The 23,677-nt window shown below is 45.5% G+C and carries 18 protein-coding genes; 9 read left to right on the plus strand and 9 right to left on the minus strand.

Annotated features, from left to right (window positions below):
* The first annotated feature begins 226 nt into the window (after positions 1 to 226).
* From HMPREF9439_RS09660 to HMPREF9439_RS09670, 3 genes are all read left to right on the plus strand, one after another.
* Positions 227 to 976 carry an acyltransferase family protein gene (locus tag HMPREF9439_RS09660; RefSeq protein ID WP_008864694.1) on the plus strand — a complete coding sequence of 250 codons (750 nt, stop codon included), beginning with the start codon at positions 227 to 229 and terminating at the stop codon, positions 974 to 976.
* A 10-nt stretch (positions 977 to 986) separates the two neighbouring features.
* Positions 987 to 2,270, plus strand: a complete 1,284-nt coding sequence (locus tag HMPREF9439_RS09665) for an acyltransferase family protein (RefSeq protein WP_008864695.1) — start codon at positions 987 to 989, stop codon at positions 2,268 to 2,270.
* Between the two features lie 286 nt (positions 2,271 to 2,556).
* Positions 2,557 to 4,392: a sulfatase-like hydrolase/transferase gene (locus HMPREF9439_RS09670; protein WP_008864696.1), complete on the plus strand. Its 1,836-nt coding sequence runs from the start codon at positions 2,557 to 2,559 to the stop codon at positions 4,390 to 4,392.
* On the opposite strand, the gene rfbD is transcribed toward HMPREF9439_RS09670, so the two are convergent.
* Both rfbD and wbaP read right to left on the minus strand, forming a co-directional pair.
* The gene (gene rfbD, locus HMPREF9439_RS09675) at positions 4,385 to 5,227 is read right to left on the minus strand and encodes a dTDP-4-dehydrorhamnose reductase (protein WP_008864697.1); all 843 of its coding nucleotides are present in this window, start codon (positions 5,225 to 5,227) and stop codon (positions 4,385 to 4,387) included. The two genes, HMPREF9439_RS09670 and rfbD, sit on opposite strands and share 8 nt — an antisense overlap.
* A gap of 34 nt (positions 5,228 to 5,261) precedes the next feature.
* Entirely contained in the window at positions 5,262 to 6,713 is a 1,452-nt protein-coding gene (gene wbaP / locus HMPREF9439_RS09680; protein WP_008864698.1) for an undecaprenyl-phosphate galactose phosphotransferase WbaP, read from the minus strand.
* Between the two features lie 229 nt (positions 6,714 to 6,942).
* Here wbaP and radA point away from each other — a divergent pair, with 229 nt between their 5' ends.
* Entirely contained in the window at positions 6,943 to 8,394 is a 1,452-nt protein-coding gene (radA, locus tag HMPREF9439_RS09685; RefSeq protein WP_050789289.1) for a DNA repair protein RadA, read from the plus strand.
* 81 nt (positions 8,395 to 8,475) lie between these two features.
* Here the strand turns inward: radA and HMPREF9439_RS09690 are convergent, their stop codons facing one another.
* The 5 genes from HMPREF9439_RS09690 to HMPREF9439_RS09710 all read right to left on the minus strand — a co-directional run bounded on the left by HMPREF9439_RS09690 (position 8,476) and on the right by HMPREF9439_RS09710 (position 14,946).
* Complete coding sequence (locus tag HMPREF9439_RS09690) at positions 8,476 to 9,108, minus strand: 4Fe-4S dicluster domain-containing protein (protein WP_008864700.1); 633 nt, start codon at positions 9,106 to 9,108, stop codon at positions 8,476 to 8,478.
* The gene (locus tag HMPREF9439_RS09695; protein WP_008864701.1) at positions 9,105 to 11,318 is read right to left on the minus strand and encodes a molybdopterin-containing oxidoreductase family protein; all 2,214 of its coding nucleotides are present in this window, start codon (positions 11,316 to 11,318) and stop codon (positions 9,105 to 9,107) included. The genes HMPREF9439_RS09690 and HMPREF9439_RS09695 overlap by 4 nt, the downstream gene beginning before the upstream one ends.
* 160 nt (positions 11,319 to 11,478) lie before the next feature.
* The gene (locus tag HMPREF9439_RS09700) at positions 11,479 to 12,972 is read right to left on the minus strand and encodes an FAD-dependent oxidoreductase (protein WP_008864702.1); all 1,494 of its coding nucleotides are present in this window, start codon (positions 12,970 to 12,972) and stop codon (positions 11,479 to 11,481) included.
* 179 nt (positions 12,973 to 13,151) lie between these two features.
* The gene (locus tag HMPREF9439_RS09705; RefSeq protein WP_008864703.1) at positions 13,152 to 13,772 is read right to left on the minus strand and encodes a response regulator transcription factor; all 621 of its coding nucleotides are present in this window, start codon (positions 13,770 to 13,772) and stop codon (positions 13,152 to 13,154) included.
* A gap of 31 nt (positions 13,773 to 13,803) precedes the next feature.
* Positions 13,804 to 14,946 carry a porin gene (locus tag HMPREF9439_RS09710; RefSeq protein WP_040603578.1) on the minus strand — a complete coding sequence of 381 codons (1,143 nt, stop codon included), beginning with the start codon at positions 14,944 to 14,946 and terminating at the stop codon, positions 13,804 to 13,806.
* A 179-nt stretch (positions 14,947 to 15,125) separates the two neighbouring features.
* Here HMPREF9439_RS09710 and HMPREF9439_RS09715 point away from each other — a divergent pair, with 179 nt between their 5' ends.
* Positions 15,126 to 16,880 carry a sensor histidine kinase gene (locus HMPREF9439_RS09715; protein WP_167535263.1) on the plus strand — a complete coding sequence of 585 codons (1,755 nt, stop codon included), beginning with the start codon at positions 15,126 to 15,128 and terminating at the stop codon, positions 16,878 to 16,880.
* 169 nt (positions 16,881 to 17,049) lie between these two features.
* Here the strand turns inward: HMPREF9439_RS09715 and HMPREF9439_RS09720 are convergent, their stop codons facing one another.
* Complete coding sequence (locus tag HMPREF9439_RS09720; RefSeq protein ID WP_008864707.1) at positions 17,050 to 17,754, minus strand: DUF805 domain-containing protein; 705 nt, start codon at positions 17,752 to 17,754, stop codon at positions 17,050 to 17,052.
* 149 nt (positions 17,755 to 17,903) lie between these two features.
* Here HMPREF9439_RS09720 and HMPREF9439_RS09725 point away from each other — a divergent pair, with 149 nt between their 5' ends.
* On the plus strand, positions 17,904 to 18,596 hold the full coding sequence (locus tag HMPREF9439_RS09725) for a hypothetical protein (RefSeq protein ID WP_244862434.1): 693 nt from the start codon (positions 17,904 to 17,906) through the stop codon (positions 18,594 to 18,596).
* A 127-nt stretch (positions 18,597 to 18,723) separates the two neighbouring features.
* Here the strand turns inward: HMPREF9439_RS09725 and HMPREF9439_RS09730 are convergent, their stop codons facing one another.
* A complete protein-coding gene (locus HMPREF9439_RS09730) occupies positions 18,724 to 19,689 on the minus strand; it encodes a LysR family transcriptional regulator (protein WP_008864709.1) in 966 nt (321 codons plus the stop codon).
* A gap of 117 nt (positions 19,690 to 19,806) precedes the next feature.
* On the opposite strand from HMPREF9439_RS09730, the gene HMPREF9439_RS09735 reads away from it, so the two are divergent.
* From HMPREF9439_RS09735 to HMPREF9439_RS09745, 3 genes are read left to right on the plus strand one after another with little or no spacing between them, the layout of a single operon-like run.
* On the plus strand, positions 19,807 to 21,216 hold the full coding sequence (locus tag HMPREF9439_RS09735; RefSeq protein ID WP_008864710.1) for an amidohydrolase family protein: 1,410 nt from the start codon (positions 19,807 to 19,809) through the stop codon (positions 21,214 to 21,216).
* 14 nt (positions 21,217 to 21,230) lie between these two features.
* A complete protein-coding gene (gene dcuC / locus HMPREF9439_RS09740) occupies positions 21,231 to 22,628 on the plus strand; it encodes a C4-dicarboxylate transporter DcuC (RefSeq protein WP_008864711.1) in 1,398 nt (465 codons plus the stop codon).
* Between the two features lie 53 nt (positions 22,629 to 22,681).
* Positions 22,682 to 23,677 (plus strand): asparaginase, encoded by a 996-nt coding sequence (locus HMPREF9439_RS09745; RefSeq protein ID WP_008864712.1) that lies wholly within the window; start codon positions 22,682 to 22,684, stop codon positions 23,675 to 23,677.

Raw genomic sequence — 23,677 nt, forward strand, 5'->3', positions numbered from 1 at the left:
ATGAAATTTTTCTTTATTTTGAGTAAGTTTTGAAGTTTGCGCAGGGTTATTTTAAATAACTGGATTAGTGATCGGTAAAACTATTATTAGGCTAAAGTTTATAGGCAGCCTGTAAGGGGAGATTCTAGTAACTTGTTAAGTTGCCTTAGAAAATATTATGTGATAGTTTTCTGCGCGTGTCAGCTCTTTCTTAGAGTGATTTTTTAGTCTTGAATCGCTTACTCCAATGTCTTCCTTGATTCTTCCACCCATCAAGCCATCTCATTATCGGCCAGATATTGATGGTCTGAGGGCGATAGCAATTGTTTCGGTTGTTATTTTTCATACTTTTCCGACTCAACTCCCTGGAGGATTTGTTGGTGTAGATGTTTTTTTTGTCATTTCTGGCTATCTCATTTCGACGATTATCTTTAGGTCTCTCGAAAAGGAGTCATTTAGTTTTTTAGATTTCTACGCGAGAAGGATTCGTCGAATATTTCCAGCGCTTGCCTTTCTTTTGCTTGGTGTCATATTACTTGGCTCTCTCTTTTTAACACCAGAGGAATTCAAAAATCTCGGAAAGCAGACTATTTATGGATCTGCATTTGGAGAGAACATTTTCCTTATCCGTCATTCCGGTGGTTATTGGGATACAGCTACCGAAATGAAACCTTTGATGCATTTGTGGACTTTGGCTGTTGAGGAACAATATTACATTTTCTATCCCTTACTTTGCTGGATCCTCTGGAAGGTAAAGAAAAGAGTCTTACCGCTCCTTTGTGTCTTATGGCTGGTTTCTTTTGGTTTCGATCTTTATCAGAGTCAAACTTCATCTATTGTTGCTTTCTTTTCTCTCCATACTCGTTTCTGGGAACTTTGTACAGGATGTATTCTTGCTGCTTTAGTAAACCCTAGCATTTCTTCAAAAGGATTGGTCCAGCCCATAGCCTCAAAATTAAGAGAAGAAAGAGCACGGGAACTGGGAGGGGGGGGGTAAAATTAAGTTATTGACTAATCTTCGTGAGAAGCGCAACTCCATCGGTAGCGTCGCCGGCCTTGTATTTATTTCTGCGGGTATTCTGTTTGCAACAGGAGATGCGACTTATAGACCGCTTTTGATATTACTTCCAGTCTTCGGCACATTATTACTTATCATTTTTCGTGATTCTTGGATAAATAAAAATGTTTTGAGCTCGAGTCCCTTTGTCTTTGTTGGCCTCATCAGTTATACCTGGTATCTTTGGCATTGGCCTCTCTTGTCAATAGCTAGGAACCTTAATGGAGGAAATCTCCCTAATTACCCAACTTGTTTTTTTCTTTTGTTAATCGGCTTAGCTCTTTCTCTCTTTAGTTATTTCATTATTGAAACCCCTATCCGAAAGAAAGCAATTACAAAAAAGTTAACAATTTCTCTCTCAATTTGTGTTTTCTGTTGCACCTTACTTGGTTTGCTGGTCCAAAGTCTGGACGGATTTCCAGGCAGATTAGGAGACTCCGCTGCCGCGGCTCTTTCTAGTAAGAACACTTTTCCTAAACAGAATAAATATGCAAAGGTCAAATATGGTTGTCCTGCAGATTTGGAGTTTTGTTGGGCCCCTGAAAATTCTCAGCCTTCTCTAGCTTTAATTGGAGATTCTCACGCACACCATCTAGCTTTTGGATTACAGAAAAATTGGGGCAAGCAGTTTCTTCTAATAGGCCATCCAGGTACTCCTCCTGTGAAGGGAATAATATCGTTAAAACACGAAAAAAGCAGTAAGCAGCCCTTAATGAGTAAGGCTTTGGATACTGTAATTAACGATCCCGATATAAAGACGGTGGTGTTGAGTGCCCGATGGCATTATTTTGTTAATTCCAAAAAAGGAGACTTCCAGTTATTAGATTACAAAAATGACAGTAATCTAATCACTTTGGGAAAACTTCTATCCCAAACCATTAGTGAACTCATCATGCATAAGAAAAAAGTAATCGTGGTATTAGATGTTCCCCAGATTCCATTAAATCCGAAGAACTGTATAAAAAGTCGCCCATTGCAAACGACTGCAGGAAATTGCACCTTCCAAGAAGATCAGAGAAGAAATAATGATGCCAAAATCAACGAAATGATCGGAAAAGTTGCAAAGAACTTTTCGTCTGTCACGGTTGTTGATGCGTCAAAGGCAATATGCGATCAGGGAATTTGTTCTGTGGGAGATGGGGTAAATTCGATTTATTACCATGATGACAATCACTTAACAAATAAAGGAAGCGATCTTGTAGTAAGCAAGATTCTTCAACAAGGCAAGTTCTAGTTATTTGATAGTTTTCTCCGGGCAGGCTCTGTGACCAAATTTGACTTCTTCACCTAAATTAGAGCTTGAGACCAAACTTTATCGTTCAGTCTGAGGCTCAAGAGTTTGTCTATCAATCATCGTTGGGCAGGTTTGTTACCTGTTTGGTCCACTGAGGTCTACTTTCAGCTGAAGACTGGTTTTGGAAATAAAATATGTACGCTTTGTTGGTTATAAAGAGTTATAGGGACAAAGGCAGCATTTCAAAAGTAAAGTGCTGAAGGATAATTCTTACCGAACATGTTTTATGAAGAAGGATAGTAATTTGTTCAATTTCGCTTTTGTTACTATTAACGCTCTTTTGTTAGGCCTAGGATCGCTTTGCTTGGGCCTTCGCAGCATTTTTTCTGCCGGCGTTCTTGCTGGTTGGGACAAAGGCCAACTCCTTATTTTTTCTAGCTATACCTTCGGTTTATTTACCCTTATTGCGCTAGTTTTAGGTTCAATATTCCTTGCTTATCCTTTGCTCAGAAAGAATAAAAAACTTCTCTTTGGAATTACGATTTTTCTAGATTGGATATTTCTGATCTACCTGGCTGCCGACGCTTTTATTTATCCTTTGTACCGCACACATTTGAATTTTGCAATGATTCAAATGACATTCCTCGGAGGCGGAAGAATCATTTCGTTTTCTCTTCCGATGATATTTGAAATAGCAGCTTGGATATTAGGTTTAGGATTGCTGTCTTGGATATTTACCTTTATATCTTTCAAGTTGGCGACCTTCAAAAAGCTATCGCTCACGGCTTTGGTTCTAGTTTTAGCCGGCTTTTGTTGTTCCAACCTCTGTTACTCCTGGGGATTTGCTAATTTCAACACTCGACTTGTTTCCGTTTTTGACAAGATTCCGCTCGCTCGCCCTCTTAGGATGAACACGCAGCTTCAAAAGCTCGGATTAATCGACAAAAAAGCCATCGACGCAAGAAAGGTCTCTTTAGACGAACACGGAAAATTAAACTATCCGCTCAATCCTTTGGTGTGTAAGCCCTCAAAAGATTACAACATTCTTTTTCTGTTTGTAGACACTCTTCGGTACGACATGCTGACAGAAGAAGTTATGCCTAATACCTGGAAATTTGCCTTAAAAAATTCAAGGTTTAATAACCACTATTCGAACGGGAATAATACAAGGCACGGTATTTTTTCATTGTTTACAGGGCTCCCCGGAAATTATTGGACAGGCTCCCTGTCAAGCGGAACTCCCGGGATTTTGCTAATAGCGCTCCAGAAGAGAGGCTATGAAATAGGGATTTTTGCCGGCGCACCGTTGAATATGCCAGAGTTTCATAAGTCCATATTTGCAGGGATTTCTAATCTTCCAATCTATCCAAGAGGAAAAGGCGCTGTCGATTCCGATGCATTTGCCGTAGAAGATTTTGAAAAGTGGCAGTCTTCTCTCAAACCCGGCTCCCGCTTCTTTAGTTTCATTTTCTTCGACTCTGTGCATGCATATAGTTTTCCAAAGGAATCGAAGTACGAGGTATTTAAGCCATATTGGGGATCGATTAATCACATGGAACTGAATAATTCCTTTGATCCCGCTCCTTACCTGGCAAGATACAAAAATTCCGTCCGTTACGCCGACAACCTCATCCAAAAAGTTTTGGATTATTTAGAGGAAAAGCATCTTCTTGATGAAACGATAGTGGTTATCAGTTCTGACCACGGTGATGAATTTAATGACAATAAGCTGAATTTTTGGGGCCACGGAGGAAACTTTACGGATGCTCAAATTAAGGTCCCTCTGGTGATTCATTGGCCCGGTAAGAAACCTGCCAACATTGAATACATGACTTCACATCTCGATCTTGTACCGACCTTGCTGCCTGAGGTTCTGGGATGTGAAAACCCCACGGAAGATTATTCAGTCGGAATGTCTATCTGGAAGGAAGCGGGGCGCCGGAATTGGGTGTACTCCAAAGGATGGAGCAGAGACGCTTTTGTTGAGCCCAATAGGATTGTTCTAATCAACGCCGCAGGTGCATTGGAGTTTTTGGACAAAACTTATCGTCCGTCAAAGGATAAAACTATCCCTGCATACATTCCAGAGGTTTTGAAGGAGAATTCCAGATATCTCAAATAGATGTTTTGAGGTACTTGGCCAGTTCTTCTTTCCATTCAGGCATGGGCGCTAGCCCCAACATTTGAATGACCCTTTTCTCCAGCCGAGAATTGCTCGGCCGGGGAGCAGGGCGCACAAATTCTTTCGATGTACACGGAACCACTTTCTGGTGTAATCCAGACAATTCAAAAATGGTTTTTGCAAAGTCATACCATGTCGCGGAGCCTTCACAGGTACCGTGAACAACACCTTTGTAATCAGTTCGTAATAAGTCTTTTATGAGGTATGTCACTGCAGACGTGCTTGTCGGATTGCCTATTTGATCGTTGACAACTTTTATCTCGCTTAAATTTTTCTCGGCAAGAGAAAGCATTGTATCTACGAAATTTTTACCATTGTTGCCGTAAAGCCATGCGATTCTGACGATCAAATGATTAGGGCAAAGCTGCCTAATGAATTGTTCTCCGGCAAATTTAGTCTGTCCGTAAACAGTTTTACCTCCATTTGCGACGTCAAATTCATGATAGGGTCGAGAAGAGTCACCTTCAAAAACATAATCTGTCGAGATACTTATTAAACGAGATCCGACCGTGCTGCAAGCGAGTGCTAAATTTCTACATCCCCATGCGTTGACCATCCAGGCGAGATCTTTTTCTGTTTCGCAGGCATCCACGTTTGTAAAAGCCGCGCTGTTTATTACGGTATCCGGCTTATTTTGTTTGCAAAAATTTAGGACTGCGTTTTCGTTAGAGATGTCGAGATCACTTCGGCCGGTCAGAAGCAGATCATGAGAAGACAGTTTCGACGCGAGTTCAGTGCCAAGCATGCCTGAAGCTCCTGTAATCCAAATTTTCATCGTTGTTTATCGCGGAGTAAAAGGGTTCAATTAGTTAGTAAGCGCCGGATCGAGAAGACAGGACTACTCTTACTGTTTTGACCAGTAAACTGATATCAAGCCAGATGTTCCAGTTTCTGACGTACCAAGCATCCAAACGAACTCGTCGAGAGTAAGAAGTATCGCTTCGACCGCTTGTCTGCCATAAGCCTGTCATCCCGGGTCTAACCATTGTGTAATCGGAAAAGAAGACGTCATATTTAATGACTTCCTCATCCACGATAGGCCTTGGGCCGACAAGACTCATTTGACCGCGAATGACATTAAAAAGCTGAGGCAATTCATCAAGCGAAGTTTTACGAAGGAATGCTCCGATCTTAGTCACTCTAGGATCATGCTTGAGTTTATGAGTCTCTTCCCACTCTTTTGCCGCTTCAGGGTTAGCCCGCAAATATTCTTGTAAGCGCCTGTCGGAGTCGACCACCATTGAGCGGAATTTATAACAGTTGAAATGAATACCGTCTTTACCGATACGCCGATGAGCGTAAAAGGCCGGTCCCGGACTTGAGGCTTTGATGGCAATGGCGATCCCTAAAAGAATCGGTGAAATCGCAATCGTCCCGACGGTTGCGACCGATAGATCGAATGCTCTCTTAAGGAATTGGTTGTACCACCGTGAGAGATTATTTTTAACGGAAATGACGACAAGATTTTCAGAATACAGTCTGTGCATTTCCATATTGGATACGGGCAGCTCCTCCGTTTCCGGTACGAAGGAAATATTCTTAACCAGAGGAAAAATTTCATCAATAAGCGTGTAAAGCCGCCGTTTGTCCATTCTCGGGGCCAGGATCAGGATGTTTTGTACTCCTGTCCGAAGGATAATTCTTGCGGCCTTGTCCGTAGAGCCGAGCCGGGGGTATTTTCCTTCGAGGGCGGTCCCAGAAATTTTATCATCGATAATTCCTACGACTTTGATTCCAAAAAAGGAATTTGTCGCGGAATAGTTCAAGACGCGTTTTGCAGTGTCGTCGGATCCGATGATGATCGTCGGTTCTAAAAGGATATTGGCACGGTTACAGAGGTAACGAACAAGAAGGCGAGAGCCGCAAACAAAAACGAAAACAAAACAGCCTAAGAATGCAATAAAAAGGCGCGAAACGACAGGAGCTTTCCCCGCGATAAATAAAACGACAATAGAGACGACAATGGCATAGATTACCGAGTAGAAGGTTCTCCGAATCATCTCTCCGATAGAAAGCAAACGAATATAGGTTCTGCCCCAATGGAGGAAAACCATGAAAATGAGAGGTACAAACAAGTAGAAATAAAAATTGTTCAGCTCGAACCAATCGTTCTTTCTTCCGAGTAACTCTAAAACAATGTCCCTGCCTCCGACGGCACACCACTCGGCAATAATAATAGCCAAGTAGTCCGTAGCCAACAGGAGCAGCGGCTGGAGCGTCGAACTGTACCTGTCGGTAAAAGAGATAGAGGGGTTTGCCATTTATTGCTTACTCGAAATATCTTGAACCTGAATTTTACTCCGAACCTTATTTTTGACGAATGAAAGATCTGGTCCTCACCTAGGCGTGACCGTAAAGGATCATTTTTTCACGATGTATTTTTGATTGAGCGATTATTTCACCGACAAGAATTGATGTTGCGGCGTAAACCGTCGCACTGTTGGTTAGATTAGAGTCTTTAGAATAGAGCCGAATTGTTCGAGAATAGATATGGCAAGTAAATCCAAAACGAAAACCGCATGGGTGTGTTCAGAGTGCGGATACGATGCTCCGAAATGGTTCGGACAGTGTCCTTCCTGTAAAGCCTACAACACGATGAAAGAATTCCGAATCGAAGCGGAGTCTTCTAATCGTTATGCGCGGGCAGAACAGGCCACTGCAGCTTCCTCGGCAAGAGGCAGGACAGCCCTCGCCGGGACCAGCGATATTCTCGACTTATCAGAAATTGAAGCAAAGGAAAGCCCGAGAATCTTAATCGGCTTCAGCGAACTCGAAAGGGCGCTGGGTGGAGGCTTTGTTCCAGGCTCCGTCGTGCTAATCGGCGGTGACCCCGGGATCGGAAAATCGACCTTGCTGCTCCAAGCAATGTGCAAAATGGTTGCTTTGGGTCAGGTTTGCCTTTATGCGAGCGGCGAAGAAAGTCCGACTCAGGTTGCGCTTCGCGCTCAGCGTCTCGGCGTTAATACTAAAGGTCTCAAATTTATCAGCGAAATTCAGCTTGAAAAAATTGAAGCGATCATTGAAGAAACTAGCCCCCAGTGGGTTGTGATTGACTCGATTCAAACACTTTTCTCCGAAGATTTAAGTGCGGCGCCGGGGTCTGTTTCTCAGGTTAAAGAATGTGCAGCGCGGCTGACGAGAATTGCCAAACGAAAGGGCATCGGCGTTATCTTCGTCGGACACGTCACAAAAGAGGGCGCTATGGCCGGCCCTCGCGTCTTGGAACACATGGTTGACACTGTTCTTTATTTTGAAGGGGATCCGGAGTCGAATTACCGTATTCTTCGCGCGTGTAAAAATCGTTTCGGTTCTGTCAACGAAATCGGTGTTTTCGGGATGACAGACAAGGGGTTGCGCGGTGTCAGAAATCCTTCGGCTCTTTTTCTGGCAGAAAGACGAGAAGGTGTGGCCGGGAGCGTGACCTTTATTAATTTAGAGGGTACGCGTCCGATCCTTATCGAGATTCAAGCTTTGGTTGACAAATCCATGCTCCCGAATCCCAAACGCCTTACTGTCGGTACCGATGCCCAGCGTCTCACGATGCTTCTTGCAATTTTGCATCGTCATGTGACCCTTTCTACCTATGACCAAGATGTTTTTCTAAACGCAGTCGGCGGTATCAAAATCAGTGAAACGGCCAGCGACTTAGCTGTGCTTATCGCAATTGTTTCTTCGATGACGAATCAGGCGGTGAGCAGTAAGACCGCGATTTTCGGAGAAGTAGGCTTGGGCGGTGAGATTAGGCCGGTCTCCAGAGGACAGGAACGTATCAAAGAAGCTTCCAAGCTTGGCTTCACAAGAATCATTGTTCCGCTTAAGAACAAAGCGGCAGATATTCCCGGCGTTGAAATTATCGGAGTGGATAATCTTAGAGATGCGGTGAAGGTGGTATTCGGATCGAATCGTGTTAACCACGACGATCAGGTATATCCTGACGAGTAAATAATGGGCTGATGCAAAGCCTGGCCCCCGGTTTTGCAGCAGCCCAAATTAAAGTCTCAATAATTTCCCAGTATTTGAAAGCTACTTCAGGGCAACTTCTCTGAAATCCATATTGCTGCAGATGTAGCGAACTTTAGGCTTAGTGTTTACTCCGGCCTTTAATGAAACTGCTTTAGCCAGCAGCGCCTTCTGTTTTTCAGTAGGCGCGTCAAAATCGACTAAAGTCAGCGCTTTTGCCGGACAGATTTCCACACAAGCCGGTTCTTTGCCTTTAGCCAGACGATGAGAACATAGCGTACAGTGTTCTGCTTTTCCAGGTTGGGCGTTTTTGGTCGGAGGATTAGACGGTGAGAATAAAGGCTGTTTTTCACCGAAATAACTTGTCAGTTTCTGATCATTGAACATCGGCATTCCATAGGGGCAAGCGGCTAAGCATGCCTTGCAGGCAATGCATTTATCCTGATCAATCAGAATCTCTCCGTGAGGTCCTTTGTAAACCGCCTTCATCGGACAAACTTTTAGACAGGCCGGATCCTCGCAGTGCTGGCACGAGGCACGAAAATAATTAATGATGTTTTTTTCTCTATTTTCAACCTTACGGATCCGATTCCATTGAATATTCGGGGAGACTTGGTTCTCCTGCTTACAGGCAATGAAACAGGCGTGGCAGCCGATGCATTCATCGACATTGACAATAATTCCCATTCGACTCATTTTTGGCTCCCGACTTTTCTAACTTCTACATTGACTTCAAAATACGGCGCATATCCGGAGAGGGGATCCCATTGTCTCGGAACGAGTCTTTGCGTGTCTTCTTCACCTTTCCAACCGTACTGAGCGTCTATTGTTCCAGGGGGAACCAAAATGGATACTTCTAAATTTGCCTTCACCGGCCCTCCGAAGGGACTGAAAATTTCGACACGATCTCCGTCTGCCAAACCCCTCGCAGAAGCATCCTTCGGATGCATAGTAATCGTGCTGCACGCTTCGAGTTCTAATAAATAAGGAGCATCCGAACGGGTTTTAGAGTGCGTGATGTATGGCTTGCGTGCTCCGTTGATCATTCTTAGATTGAAACGGCCGTCTGGCTCCATCATCGGTTTATAGACAGGCAGACCGTCGAAACCAAATTTTGCACATCGTGTTGAGAAGAGCTCGATCTTGCCCGTAGGAGTATTAAAGCCGGCTTGTCCATCTGGTCTAAGCAGCCCTTTTTCATATTTTTTCGGTTCGTTCTTTCTGCATTCCAGCGAGGAAACCTGAGGCAAAGCAGCCACTGCGGCTTCGTACTCTGCACCCCACTCTTTGAGAATGGCGTTGCACGCTTTAACTGGGTCTCCGTTGAAAAAGTGCTTCGGATCGTCCAGGATACATCCGAGTTCCAGTGCAATTCTCCAGTCTTCTTTGGCCTCACCCAGCGGCTTAACCGGAGTTCGCGGAGCAAATTTTGATCCGTAGACTCCGAAGGGAGCAAAGCGTTCAAAATTCATCGCCGCCGGAAGGATGAGATCCATATCTCTGTGGCTTTCTTTTCGATAGAAGTAGTCGGCGCAGAAAGCGAAATCGAGTTTCTTTAAAGCTTCTTGATACTGCTGAGGCTGCGGCCAAATGAATGAATTGAATCCCCAGCCGCAGAAGGCTTTGATTTTGCCTGCATCAATGTATTCCGGGAGACGATTCGGGTTGTACATGATCATCATGTCATGCCAAAGCGGAACAAAGTCTTTGTCAAGACGTCTGTCCTTCTGAGCTTTGGCGTTCCACCACTTGGCCTCATAGAATTTAGGCTGCAGCCCCATCCCGCAGGCCTGAAGCCCTTTCGGTGAAAGCGGAAAACTAACACCGCCGGGAACATCGATATAACCGAGAATACACGGAATGAGAAGTAAGGCTCGAGCATTGTTGACGCCGTTGGTATTATGGGTCAGGCTCTGAGATGTCAGAGAAAATGAGCCGGGACCGTCGGCGTACATGCGGGCTGCATCAATGATCTTTTGAGCCGGTACTCCGGTAATTTCCTCCGTACGCTCTGGGGTAAAAGACTCACAATAGTTTTTAAGTTCTTCAAAGCCGTGGCACCATTTATCGACAAAGGCTTTGTCATAAAGATTTTCTTTGACAAGAACACGGATGATGCCCATAGCGAGTGCAGCATCTGTTCCCACTTTTGGTGCTAGATGGATATCGGCAAACTGCGCGGTTTTCGTGTTTCGGGTATCAATCACGATAATCTTGCAGCCGCGTTTTTTGGCTGCGGTCAGAGATTGCCACCATCCAAGCGGGCGCGACCAGACGTTGGAGGCAAGGACCATAAAAGATTTAGTTTTTACATTCGGCATGGATCCCTGAGACGGACGTCCCCACGTGAGGATTTCAGCCTGCATACAAGCCGCCCGACAAGCGACCGAGGACTCAGTACCGAGGTGAACTGAGCCAAAGTAGCGAGCAAGACGCATAATCGGCGGACGCGGCTCCTTAGGATCGCCGATATAAAACATCACAGAATCAGCTCCGTCTTTAGCTTTAATTCTGGTGAGATTTTCGACAATAATACGATAAGCTTCATCCCAGCTGCAGCGCACAAATCCCGGATCGTCGCTGCCTTTAGGATTGGTCCGTTTCATCGGGTAGAGCAGACGGTTCGGGTTGTAGAGCCTCTGTAGTGTGGAAAGGCCTTTGGAGCAGAGAACATGCCGAGGATTTTCACTCCAATTGCCGATGGACTGAATGATGTTTCCGCAAGCTTTAAATTTTATTCCACAGGACGGAACCTGATTGCAGTTATCGCATATTGAATAACCGATCCACTCGTCTAATGAAGTTTTCTCGGCTGCAGCTGACTTAACAAAGGCTGTTGAAGGAAGGGAGAGGGTACCTAGGATTCCTTTTAAGACTGATCTTCTCTTAATGGTTTGAGGGGTCATGATGGCTTTGCCTTCGAGCGGTTATTTGGGACAGTGGTTTTCAACAAAACAACTCTTTCTTAAATTCTCAAGAATCTTCCGGAGGCCGGCCTCTGGAAAAAGAGGCCGGATCCTAATTAAAGTTCAAGTTATTTCGTTGTTATCGGATATAACCGATCGGCTAGCGCGAGCTTTCTTTAGCTGCGTTCTCTCCGGCAATTCTTCCGAAAACGAATACGTCCAGAAGCGCATTACCGCCCACGCGGTTGGTACCGTGAATACCTCCTGTGATTTCACCGGCAGCATACAGACGCGGAATCGGAGTTCCTGTTGCATCCAGAACCTGCGCTTTGGTGTTGGTATTGAGGCCGCCCATCGTGTGGTGGACTGTCATTCCGGTATAACAAGCCCAGAAGGGACCCTGAGCAATTTTTCGGGTCAGATTCCGAGGAGCCTTATGGAAGTCCGGGTCTTCTTTATTCTTAATAAGGACGTTGTTATAGCGATCAATAGTTTTTTGAAGACCTTCTGGGTCAACCCCCATTTTCTTGGCTAGTTCTTTAATTGTCGGTGCGGTCCAAGCTTCGTCAATCGCAATTCCGCGTTCCACGGCATCATGAACTGCGCTGTTATAAGAGTTGTATTGGTTGTTGTCCACAACTGTATAGGCATACCGTTCAGGTGTGCCGAGAACCGCATCGCGAATCACGTCACGGCGTGCGCCTTCATCGACAATACGATTTCCTCGTTTGTCTACATAGATGGAACCGTCAACGTTGGAGTTCAAAATGATTTTTAGTTTTTTGCCTGCGGGGGCGCCCGGAGTAGATTGGATGAAATCCATCCCGACCAAGTAGCCCCCAATGCGGTTGGCCGCCAGCATTACGTCCCCGGTGTGGCCGGGAAGGTTATCCGTACCGAGACCCGCGGTTCTCGGATCATGCAGCTCTCTGAGGTATTGATTGCCCGAGAAACCGCCGGCGGCTAAGACCACGGCTTTATTCGCTTTGATGTTAAGGGTGTGGCCCTTGCTGTTTTGCAGTTTGACCCCGATCACATCGCCGGACCAAGGCTGTTCACGGTAGATCTCAACGACGGAGTATCCCAATTTAAACGGAACGTTTCTTTCCTTGAGAGCTTTGCTTAATACGCCTGTATAGCCGATACCTTTCGGTACAGCGGGAGAGTGAGCGCGAGGATAAAGTCCTCCGAACATTTGGTGGACAGTCGGCTTAAACTCCATTCCGAGGCCCTCCAGCCAAGTGATTACGCTATAGGCGTTGTCACAGAGCACCTTAACGCGTGCGGGATCACCTCTGAAATCTCCTGCGGCCAATGTTTGGGCGGCGTGCTTAGCCGGAGAATCTTCAATATTTTGTTTCGGCTGCCGAACAGGGTCCGCAGCATTAATCTGACCTTGAGCGGCCATGGTATTACCGCCGGCAAAAGGCAATCTTTCGATAATGACGGGCTTGGCTCCGTTTTGAGAAGCGAGAAGAGCTGCAGCCATCCCGGCTCCGCCTCCGCCTACGACTACGACGTCATAATTTTCATCCCAAACTTCGGGAAGGTATGGATTCTTCGGAGACTTTTCCTGAGCAAGAACAGGAACAGAGGTGAGGGCAGCTGTACCGGCGCCGACATATTTAAAAAGACTTCTTCTGCTAAGTGTCATAGTGTTGCCTCTTTTAAGTGAAATTTGATAATTGAAAGACTGAATTCGAAAACTATTGCTTTGAAAAAATGAGAGGTAGCCTTGTAAAGGGCAAAATCTCTCCTAACCAGTGACAAGGTCACGGGCGGTTAAATCAAGGAATGAGGAGGTAGGTCAGCCGATTCGGCCAACCGCTCCGGTTAAATATCGACGTGTGAGAGAAACTCTTTGAGTTGCTGAAGGTCCTTGACACCTACTTTTTTATAGGCGTTGGCCCGATGAGTCTCTACCGTTCGTTCGCTTAAACCAAGCCTCTGTGCAATTTGGTAGTTCATCAACCCGGCATTGACGCTGTTGAGGATTTGCTTTTTTCTCTGTGGGAGAGCATCGTAAAACTCCTGATAACGCACAATGCGGAAATCTTTCTGACGGAATGCAAAATCGCTTTCGACTGCTCGCTCAACGGCTTCTAATAAAATTTCTGATGAAACAGGCTTCTTCAAGATATCTGCGGCTCCGCTGCGGAAAGCCGAGATAGCCATATCTACGTCAGCATGAGCTGTTAAAAAAATGATTGGCTGTCTATAACCTTTATGGGCCAGAATGTCTTGAAATTCCAAGCCATTGACGAGCGGCATCTGATAATCCAGGATAATGCACCCGGGAACGTCGGGATCATCCTTTTTAAGGAAAGTCCCGGTTTCGGAGTAATAAGAAACCAGCCATCCGTCGGTTTTGAGCATAAATCGAATCGCATCGCCGAAGCCCTCGTCATCGTCTACGATTCGAATTACTGCTTTTTCCTTGTACTGACTGTTCATTTCATTTCCCCGGTCTCACGTTCCTGCAGTGTCAGAAATTATGCTGGACTCCAAAAGCCGTCAGAAGACGAGTTGCTTTGGCTTCTGCTTTGTTGAACATTCCCGTTCCCCGAGCATAAGTGCCTAATGCATAAACCAATGTTCGCTTTGAAAGCGGATATTGATACTTCAGAGAAGCAACCCAGCGGTTGCCGTCACGGTCAGCATCTTTCTTCGCACTGGTTCCCTGCCATTTTCCCACATTCCATTTGAAGGCACCAAAAATTCTGCCGCCGGCCAGAGGTGTGCTCGCACCGATGACAAATGTGTCTGAGCGAAAGCCTTTTTTGCTGCCTTTGACCACTGCGGTCGAACCGAAACCTAAATCTTTTGCATAGAACGCATTTGGGCCTCCTCCGAGACTTCTGGAATTCCAAACGTGCTGATAATCAAAATGGACACGGGTTTGATCAAAGGTTTGATTTACGGCGAAGAAGAGGTTGTAGGTCGGATCAGAGTCAGCTCCGTTATTGGCTCCGCTTTGGCGATAATCAATGACCGTAAAAATGGTCCCTAAATTAAATCCCTGATTTTTATATTGAGCGGATAAGCCATAGTAATGGTTGTTTTTGGCCCACTTGGCTTCGTCCGTTGAAATGCCGTTTGAATACTGTGCCGTGAGCGTAAGGGTGTTTGTCGGCTTAACTTGGTATGTGACTGAATTGTTGAGCATTCCAGAGTTAACTAACGAACCGATTAATGCTGCGTCAAGATAGTTGCAGGCCATCGGGTTCGCACTCATCTTCGGGAATTGTCCAAAATACCCGGTCGTTCCCATTAGTGATCCGGATCGCCCGAATCCAAGTTCGCCCCAACGCCCTCCGATAATGAGAAGAGAGTCTCTGTCGAAAAGAACTCCGGAAGTTTGTCCCTCGCCGTTGTTAATCTTGAGACCTTGTTCCAGGACGAATTTAACGTAGCTGCCTCCCCCGAGGTCCTCTTGTCCTTTTAAACCCCACCGGCTGGCGGCGTTGCCTCCGGAAATAGCCTGCACTTTGGCAGCTTGTCCTTTGCCTTTAGAGACGCCGAATCCGGTATCAATGACGCCATAAACGGAAACTGAACTAGCTGCGGCTGCCGACATTGCCGTTAAACAAGTGATTGCAGCGGCACTTTTGATTATTTTGATATTCATGCTGAATTTCTCCTTGAAAATCAACTAGGTGAGAAAATGCAAAAAACCATCTGCAGAAAAGATTAATGAACAGCTCACTTAAGTGCCCGGTACTTAAGTAGTGAAAACCGTGAAAATCCTGAGGACTAAAACGGTTTGTCCGTGAGATGATGAGCACGAAAAAACATGGACGGCTGTTTATGAAACGATTGATTATTTCGATGTTCCTGTTGCTTTATCTCTCGGGGTGTACGGCCTCTGCTGAATACGTTATCGGGATAGGAACAGGAGCTATGGCGGCAAGTCAGAAGTTGTTTTTTGAGGAGACCGCTAAATACTTGGAAAAAGAGTTTGGCGCAAGGACGATAGAACTCAAAGGTCCCATTGCTTTGGGAGAATTAAAGGAATTAATCCGTACCAAACAGATTGATTACTTTATTTCTTCTGCCGGATTTGCCAGATTATTAGGCGAAGAAGGCGTGAGAGAATTGGTCATCTATCGACCGGGACCAAACGAGCAGGATCGTAATGAACTCGGATCGACATTTTTTGTCGCTAAAGACTCAAAAATCAATACCCTCGCAGGGATGAAAGGCAAAAGGTTTATCGCAAATGATCCGAATGCTTTTTATAGTTACGTAGCTCCCCTCGGAGAAATTTCTTACGCAGGTTATGATCCCTCAGCATTTTTTAGTTCCATTCATTTTCAATACAAACGGCCGCTCGATTTGTTTAAGGCGTTGAAGGACGGAAGTGCCGATGTTGCGGCATTGCCTAGCTGCTTTTGGGAGAGTCGGCTAATGGACAACCCTGAGCTCGCAAACGCTGTTAAACCGGCAGCGATCGTAAGTGAACAGCCCTGTTATCGTTCAACTCGTACCTATCCCAACTGGGTGCTTTCCTCTACAAGAGGGGCAGATCCTGCATTCACTAAGCGCCTTGTAGCCGCGCTCTTAGCTATGCCGCATCTTCCCGACGGCGCCTCGTGGTCGGTTCAAACTGATCTTTCAAGGGTAGATGCTGTTTTTAAGCAGCTTAATATCGCTCAGTTTTCAGGCGCCAAGCCCTGGACGATCCGAGATTTTCTTCAGAAATATTCTTTTTCCGTATTCGTATTTACTATCTTTTTGTTAGGACTGCTTACATTCATAGGTTTTTTATACTTTCAGTTGAGAATACGGTCGGCACAGCTCATCAAGACCCTAAAAGAAAAATTTCATGCCGACCGAGCGATGAGAGAAACTGAGGCTCGGCTTCTCTCTCTTCAAAAAATTACAACGATCGATCATATGAGTTCGATGATAGCCCATGAATTGCCGCAGCCGCTGGGAGCAATTTTGGCGTATTCGGAAGGACTGCTTCGTCTTCAGAAAACGGGCCCTGTTGATGATGAGCTTCTTACAGAGATGCTTATAAAGATCGTTTTTCAAACGCGCAAGGCCGAAGAAATAGTGACCTCTGTTCGTTCTTATGCCAAAGAGCAAAAACTAAAAAAATCGCCTCTGAGTGTCAATGAGGTTGTGACTGAAGCAGTTAAAGATTTCACCTCAACTCTGCAGGACTATCCTCTCCAAATTGAATTTGAAGAGGATCCTCGTTCTCCGATTTGCAGCTTGGCACCGTTAGAGTTTGAGCTTGCAGTTTTTAATCTTCTTAAAAACGCCAAAGAAGCTTTAAAGGCTCAGAAAGCCGATGAACCAAAAGTGTTCGTAAAGATTTCGAGTGGTGAAACTCATTGCTTTGTCGATATCTCAGACAATGGAGCTGTCATTTCCGATTCCGATTTTGAACGCATGGGTTCGGTTTTTAAGTCCGGAAAAGCTTCCGGCCTTGGTATCGGCTTATCAATAGTCCGCTCAATCGTTCAAAATCACAATGGCAGCTTGGTGCTGGAAAGAGGGAAGAACGGCGGTTTAGTTTGCAGAATTCGTTTACCGATTTTTAACGCTGAGTAAGGTTCTGATAACTACATGGAAGGGGTTATTTTTAGCCTGGTAATTTACCGGAATCCTTGCCGGGACGCAAACTAATTATCTTGAAGACTTGCAGTTTCTGCCGCCTTGTGGACATGCAAGAAAAAAGGCCGCCCTGACGGAGGACGGTCCAAAAGTACATAGAACTCGATTATTTGCCTGAGAGCTTATTTAAACGAGCGACTAAGGAAGATTCTTCCCCTCTCATCGGACGATGAGTTTCGCTCTTGGACGGTGAGGCCGCGGCCGGTCTGTCTTCGAGGCCGGCCTGAGCGTCGGCGTTAGCAAGATTTTCGTGCATGATTTCGTCCATGACGGAACCTTTTGCCGGCGTATTCTGATTTTGCTGTGTCACTGTTTCATCTCCATTGGATTGTGGTCTGTAGGCGACAGTTCCGTACGGACCGTAAATATCTGCTCCGGCCTCGGGGACCTTTTCTCCCGGGAATCTCGGCGCGCGAAGCCCATAATAATTCGGGTACGGAGAAGATGGCAAGAGCAGCATCAGCAAAACTACAAGATTAAGAAGCGGAATTAACTGAGCAATGACCCAAAACCCGCTGTGGTTCCTGTCATGCAGACGTCGTACCGTAACCGCGAGGGACGGGAAGAAAATCGCTATGCAGAAAATCAAATAAAGGCTTCCGAAAATTAAAGCGAGAACAGGATCTTTTGGAAAAACTGGTATACCCTCGGACATTGCTTCTTCCGGGATGTCAACAAGCTTGGATATGAACCAAAATACCCATAAAATCAAAAGGTTGATGATGGTGAAAGACCAATACTCAGTACGGGAAGCACGCCCCTGAAACGTAAAGTATTTACTAAAGCAGTAGCGATACCACTGAAAATACATTTTTTACTCCTTTGTTCTTGATTCATTGTATTGGTGTTCGGGAGTTTTTGTTTGTCGAGTCTCCAAAACGTGCAATGAAAATCCTCCCGCGTTTCCTGACGAAAATCTCGGAAACCAATAGAATTTCAGAAAACATTAAGGGCCGATTTATGAGAACTATCCCAAAGCTTTTCTTTTCCGCTGCCGTAGCAGGTTCCGCACTCGTCATGGCAGGATGCCAAACTGCAGAGCCTTACGTTTCTTATCCTTATGAAGTCACAGCTCAGAATGCTCGTATTTTGAAGCGGCTGGATGTTAAAGATGTTGCAGTCGATCAGGTACGCGTGGTTAAGGCGATGGATCTTGAATGTGCCGGAAACATTATTCCTATCCCCGGCCAAGAAGGATTTAAAACAATCACCGGAGCATTTTCTAATTATTGGCGCAATGCTTTGATGTCTGACTTGAATCAGGCCGGAATCCTGAATCAAAAAAATCCTAAGGTCAAAATCTACAACTTAATTGACAGTGTCAAGATTCAGGCAGAACCGACATTTTTAGCTTGGCGCATCAACATGGAATTGTTCTCCTCTAACGGGCACTCAATGAAACTGGATGTGGTTTACAACGCGCCCACCGACGGACTGAAGAACATGCAGGACGGTTGCCGCCGGGTTGCCGAGACCTTAAATAAGGCGGTGAAGTGGTCTGTTCTTAAGGCAATTAGCGACCCGAGATTTGAGGCCTTAGTTGAGCCGGGACTTGATTTCACACCTTCGATGAAGGCTCAAAGCTTCCAGTCCTTGTTTCTGGGAGAAGATGAGGACGATCGATGGGTCGATAAAGCACCGAAGAAGCCATAACAATTGAGATTTTTAAAAACGACTGGGACCTGCATCTGGTGGGTCCTCGTTTTTTGAAACTCTTAATTTTCCGTTGAGTCAATTCATATGGAACTCTCAAGAATATCTTGGTTTTGTGTCAAGAAAGTCAGCTAAGCAGTTCTTCAAAGTACGGTTTTGGGATAACCTTTTGCAGTCTTAACTCACAGCTTTTTTCTACTGCACCTAACTCTAAGGCGAAAAACTCGACAAAACTTCTCACCAGAGGTTTTTTCCAATCGTCTTTATGAACAGCAACATAATTCTGCTGGCTTGGTCTGTGCCAACCATTGAGGATCGGAACTAAGCGACCGGCTTCAAGTTCATCGATACAGCAAAATAAAGGTAAGGAAAGTGCGATGCCCATTCCTTGCAGAACAGCTTCTTTAGCCATTTCAACACTTGACCATCGAATGAAGGAATCGTGCGGAACGTTTAGTACCACTCCTTTTTTCTTTAGAACAAAGTTCACGGTAAATGAGTATCGCTTCGGATAAAGGTTCCCAAATGTAATGTGATTCTGAAGATCTTGGGGAGAGTTAATGCAGCCGTGCTTTTCAATATATTCTTTTGAGGCGGCAGGAATGAAAACCATTCTTCCTCTTGATCGGAATATGTAATCGGGCAAAGATGCCAGGCCGGAAATGATGCTCACATCTGCTTGTCTCTGCTTGAATTCATTTAAGTCAACGGGAGCGATTACATTAAATCTTGTTTGCGGGTGTATCTCTCTGAATTTTTTGAGAATGTTTGGCAAGTATCTTCCTTGCGAGTTTCCAACCATCAGTCTGATGATTTGACCTTCATCATAAACACGGTTGGCAAGAACGGAAGCGATTCTTTCTTTTGTGCTGACTAATTCCTTCGCATAATGAATGAGTTCTGATGCGACGGGCATAGGTGAAAACGGTCTTTGATTTCGGTCAAAGAGCGTGACGCCCAGTCTTTTTTCTAAACCCTTTAGTTTCTTGGAAACGGTTGGAGCATCAAGGTTTAACTTTTCAGCTGTCTCTGCAATGGAGCCGTTTGAATAAACAAGGACAAAAATTTCCCAGCTAAGAATATCGTCGTTCATATATATTTCTAAATTAGAAATCTATATTTTAATTTTAGAATTCTCCTGTTACGGTTTATTTCCTTGGAACCCTAAAATTATTCTCAAAAATCAACTTCAACATCCCAAGGAAAAAAAGTGCTTGACTTACTCATACGCGGGGCGGTTGTCGTCGACCCCCTCAACCACATTCATTCAAAAAAAGATATCGCCGTTATCGATGGCAAAATATCGGATATAAGAGAAGAGATCACGCTTCCTGCCAGAAAAGTTATAGAAGCTGACGGCAAAGTGGTCATTCCCGGAATTATCGATATGCACACGCATATGCGTACGGTTCTCGGCCATAAACATGCCCAAAGAATGATTGCATTGGCAGGCGTCTGCACGACGCTCGACATGGCCGGTCCCCTTGAGGATATCCTCACATCGATTCCGGAAAGCGGAGCCGGTGTCAATATTGCTATCTTAGAGGCTGCAAGAGAAGGGATGACGATTTCATCCTCTCGTCCTTCTGTTCAGGAACAATCCGACTTCATTGACAGAACATTGGAGCAAGGCGGGATTGGAATCAAACTCTTGGGCGGTCATTTCCCAATGGACTTGGATATCAGCAAGAGTTTTATAGATCTCGCCAATGATAAAAAGGCTTGGGTTGCCTGGCATGTGGGGAGCACCGCCCACGGCTCGAACATCGAAGGTCTTAGAGAAGCGGTCTCTTCGGCGGCAGGGAAGTTTCTGCACATTGCACACGTAAATAGCTATTGCCGTGGTCAGATTTCAAATGAGACAGCAGAGGCTGTTGAAGCGATACAGCTTCTCAAAAATAATCCCAACCTTTTTTCCGAGTCCTATCTGTCTCCTCTGAACGGCACTCGAATCATCGTAAAGGATAATGTTCCTCTCAGCAAAGTGACATCTACTTGCCTAAAGAAACTTGGCTACTCTGACGATTACGCCGGAATGAAAAAGGCAATCTTTGAGGGAGCGGCAGGAGTTTTAGTCGATAACGGTACGGTCGGCGAGCTTTTAAAGGGTCAGGAAGGCGTTGACTATTGGGAAGCTCATGAAACCAAGTGCACCGGCAGTTTTGCAGTGAATCCTGCAGTGAGCCGTTTCCTTCTTGCAACGGCAAAACGCGATGACGGCTCCTTCGTCGTTGACTCCTTCTCAACAGACGGGGGCTGCTACCCGAGAAATGTCATAGTCGAAAACGGGATGCTTCTGGTTAAATTCGGAGCGCTAACGCTTTCTGAATACGCTGTAAAGGCAAGTCTAAACGGAGCACGGGCACTAGGCCTTAAAAATAAAGGTCATCTGTCGGTAGGCGCAGACGCGGACATTACGATCCTGGATCTGCAAAACGAAAGAGCATATGCGACGATCGTAGAGGGAAATGTCATTATGCTCAACGGCCTTCTTTTAGGGTCCGGCACAACCATTATTTGTGACGAAAGAGGCTCCCGCACTTTATCTAAACGGGGAATTAAACACGTTGTAAAAGCCCCGGTTTGTCTTAAAACAATCGAAAACCGCTTCATCCCATAAATTCGGAGAAAAATATGTTTGGACTGATTGTTGTCTTACTCGGCATCGTTCTTGTCGGGTACTTAATCGTGAAGAAATATTACGCGCCCTGGTCACTTTTACTTGTTGGTCTCATTCTGCTTTTGATCGTAGGGCTTTTTACCGACACCGCAATTGTGACAGGTAAAAAAGCGACGAACAGCTGGCTTCTGGATATTGTCCAAGTTGTTACCAATATTTCCTCATCTACATTAGCCGGTCTAGGTCTTCAAATTATGGTGATCTCCGGATTTGCAGATTACTTGGATAGGATCGGCGCCACGAAATCCTTCGTTAAGATTTGCGCAAAACCGCTTGAATATATCCACAGCCCCTATACGCTTCTTGCGATTTCCTATTTAGTGGGTCAGTTCATCAATATTTTTATTCCTTCCGCCGTCGGGCTCGGTGTATTGTTAATGCTCACCGTTTATCCTCTTTTAATGGCTGTAGGGGTTTCAAGTGTTTCTGCCTGTGCCGTGATTGTGACGGCCAGCTGCCTGGATCTTGGTCCGGCTTCTGCCAACTCCATTGTCACCGCTAAACTGCTGGGGACAAGTGCGATGGAATATTTCTTGGAAGGTCAGCTTCTGATCGGCTCTATCTCAGCCCTCGCAATAGCAGTCTCCCATGGCTTAATTCAAAAATACTTTGATAAGAAAGATTTAGCTTCCGGCAGACTAACTGCAGACGACTTTAAGCTCAAAAGTGAGCTGATTGCGGCTTCAGCTAAAGACAAACAACCGGATGCACCTCGTTTCTACGCAATACTCCCGGTTCTTCCGATTGTTTTCCTCTTTATTTTCTCGAAATTCTGCTACACAGGCGTAAAACTGCAGCTTGCCACCGCCATGTTCCTTTGCATGATTCTCAGCTTCCTTGTTGATTTACTGACGAGAAGAAAACTGAAGGAATGCATTGCAAACACCAAAGCGTTCTTCCAAGGGATGGGGCGTGTTTTAACTTCTACAGTATCCCTCATCATCTGCGCCATGGTGTTTGCTGAAGGCTTAAAGCTTTCCGGCGGGATTGCTTCGATTATCAGCTGGGCGGCTTCCATGCAGAACACAGGAGGAGTTGTCATGCTGGTTGTGATGTGCGCTTTATTGGCGATTGCCTCAATCCTCACGGGTTCGGCCAACGCAGCCTTCTTTGCCTTTAATTCTTTACTGCCGCACGCAGCTAAGGCAGTTAATTGGGATCTGATTATTATGGCTTGTCCGGTGCAGTTAGTCAGCGGCATCGCCCGATCTATGTCTCCGATTGCAGGCGTTACGATTGCGGTGTCCAGTATCGCAGGGCTCTCTCCGTTCGAGGTTGTTCGCAGAACGATTCCTGTGATGATCATCGGTATGCTCACAGCTATTTTGAGCTCCCTCATTCTTCTAGGTTAACCAAAAAAGATTAGGCGTCTCGTTTCCGGGACGCCTTAATTAATGAGCAAAAAATGAGCAAACGAGTTTTGATTGTGTCTACCGGGGGCACCATATTAAGTTCCGGCGATTCTCCTTTTCAACTCACGAACTATACCTGTCAGGGAGTCACGATTAAGGATGTTTTAGGTAATGCGGAATTAACAGAAGATGTAGATTTAGATTGTCGAGAGATTTTTACAATCCCGAGCAGCCGCATCACTTTCAAGCACTGGAAAAAGCTTGTCGAATTCTTAAACCGTGAGCTTTCCGACGAAGACTTGATGGGCGCCGTCATTGCTCACGGGACGGATACGCTGGAAGAGAGCGCATTTTTTGCGAATCTCTTTTTGAAAACCGATAAGCCGGTCGTTTTTACAGGTGCCATGCGGCCTAATACGGCGCTGGGTTCGGACGGTGCACTCAACTTGTTCAATTCCGTACAGGTTGTTCTGAATCCGTCTTCTGCAGCACGAGGCGTTCTTATTTGTCTTAACGGCAAAATCAGTGAAGCCAGACTGACGACAAAAGCACATACGCTCGAGCCCGGGGCATTTAAGGTTCCTGAATACGGATACTGCGGTTTTGTTGTTAATGGGATCGTTGAATTTATTTCCAGATGCGAAAAGCCCCATACAAAACAAACTGAATTTAATATTTCCGATCTTTCCCAGATAGAATCTCTTCCCTTTGTGCCGATTATCTTTGCCTGCGCAGACGAAGGCGCCGAGTTGATCAAAGCTTCCGTCTGCTATGGCGCCAAAGGCATTGTCTACGCCGGTACAGGGCATGGTTCAATCTCTCTTGAGGCTGAAAACGCACTTAATGAAGCAGCTGAGCAGGGTGTTGTTGTCGTCAGAGCCAGCAGAACCAACGGCCCTGTTTTACCCAGTAAAGAGCGGTGGGCAAAAGCCGGATTTATTCCTGCCGGAACGCTTAATTGTATAAAAGCAAGGCTGCTGCTCGCGGTAGTCCTGGCATCGGTTGGCAGTAATCAAAAGCAGATTGAAAGAGTATTTCAAGAGTATTGA

Origin of the sequence: Parasutterella excrementihominis YIT 11859, assembly GCF_000205025.1 — a bacterium.
GTDB lineage: Bacteria > Pseudomonadota > Gammaproteobacteria > Burkholderiales > Burkholderiaceae_F > Parasutterella > Parasutterella excrementihominis.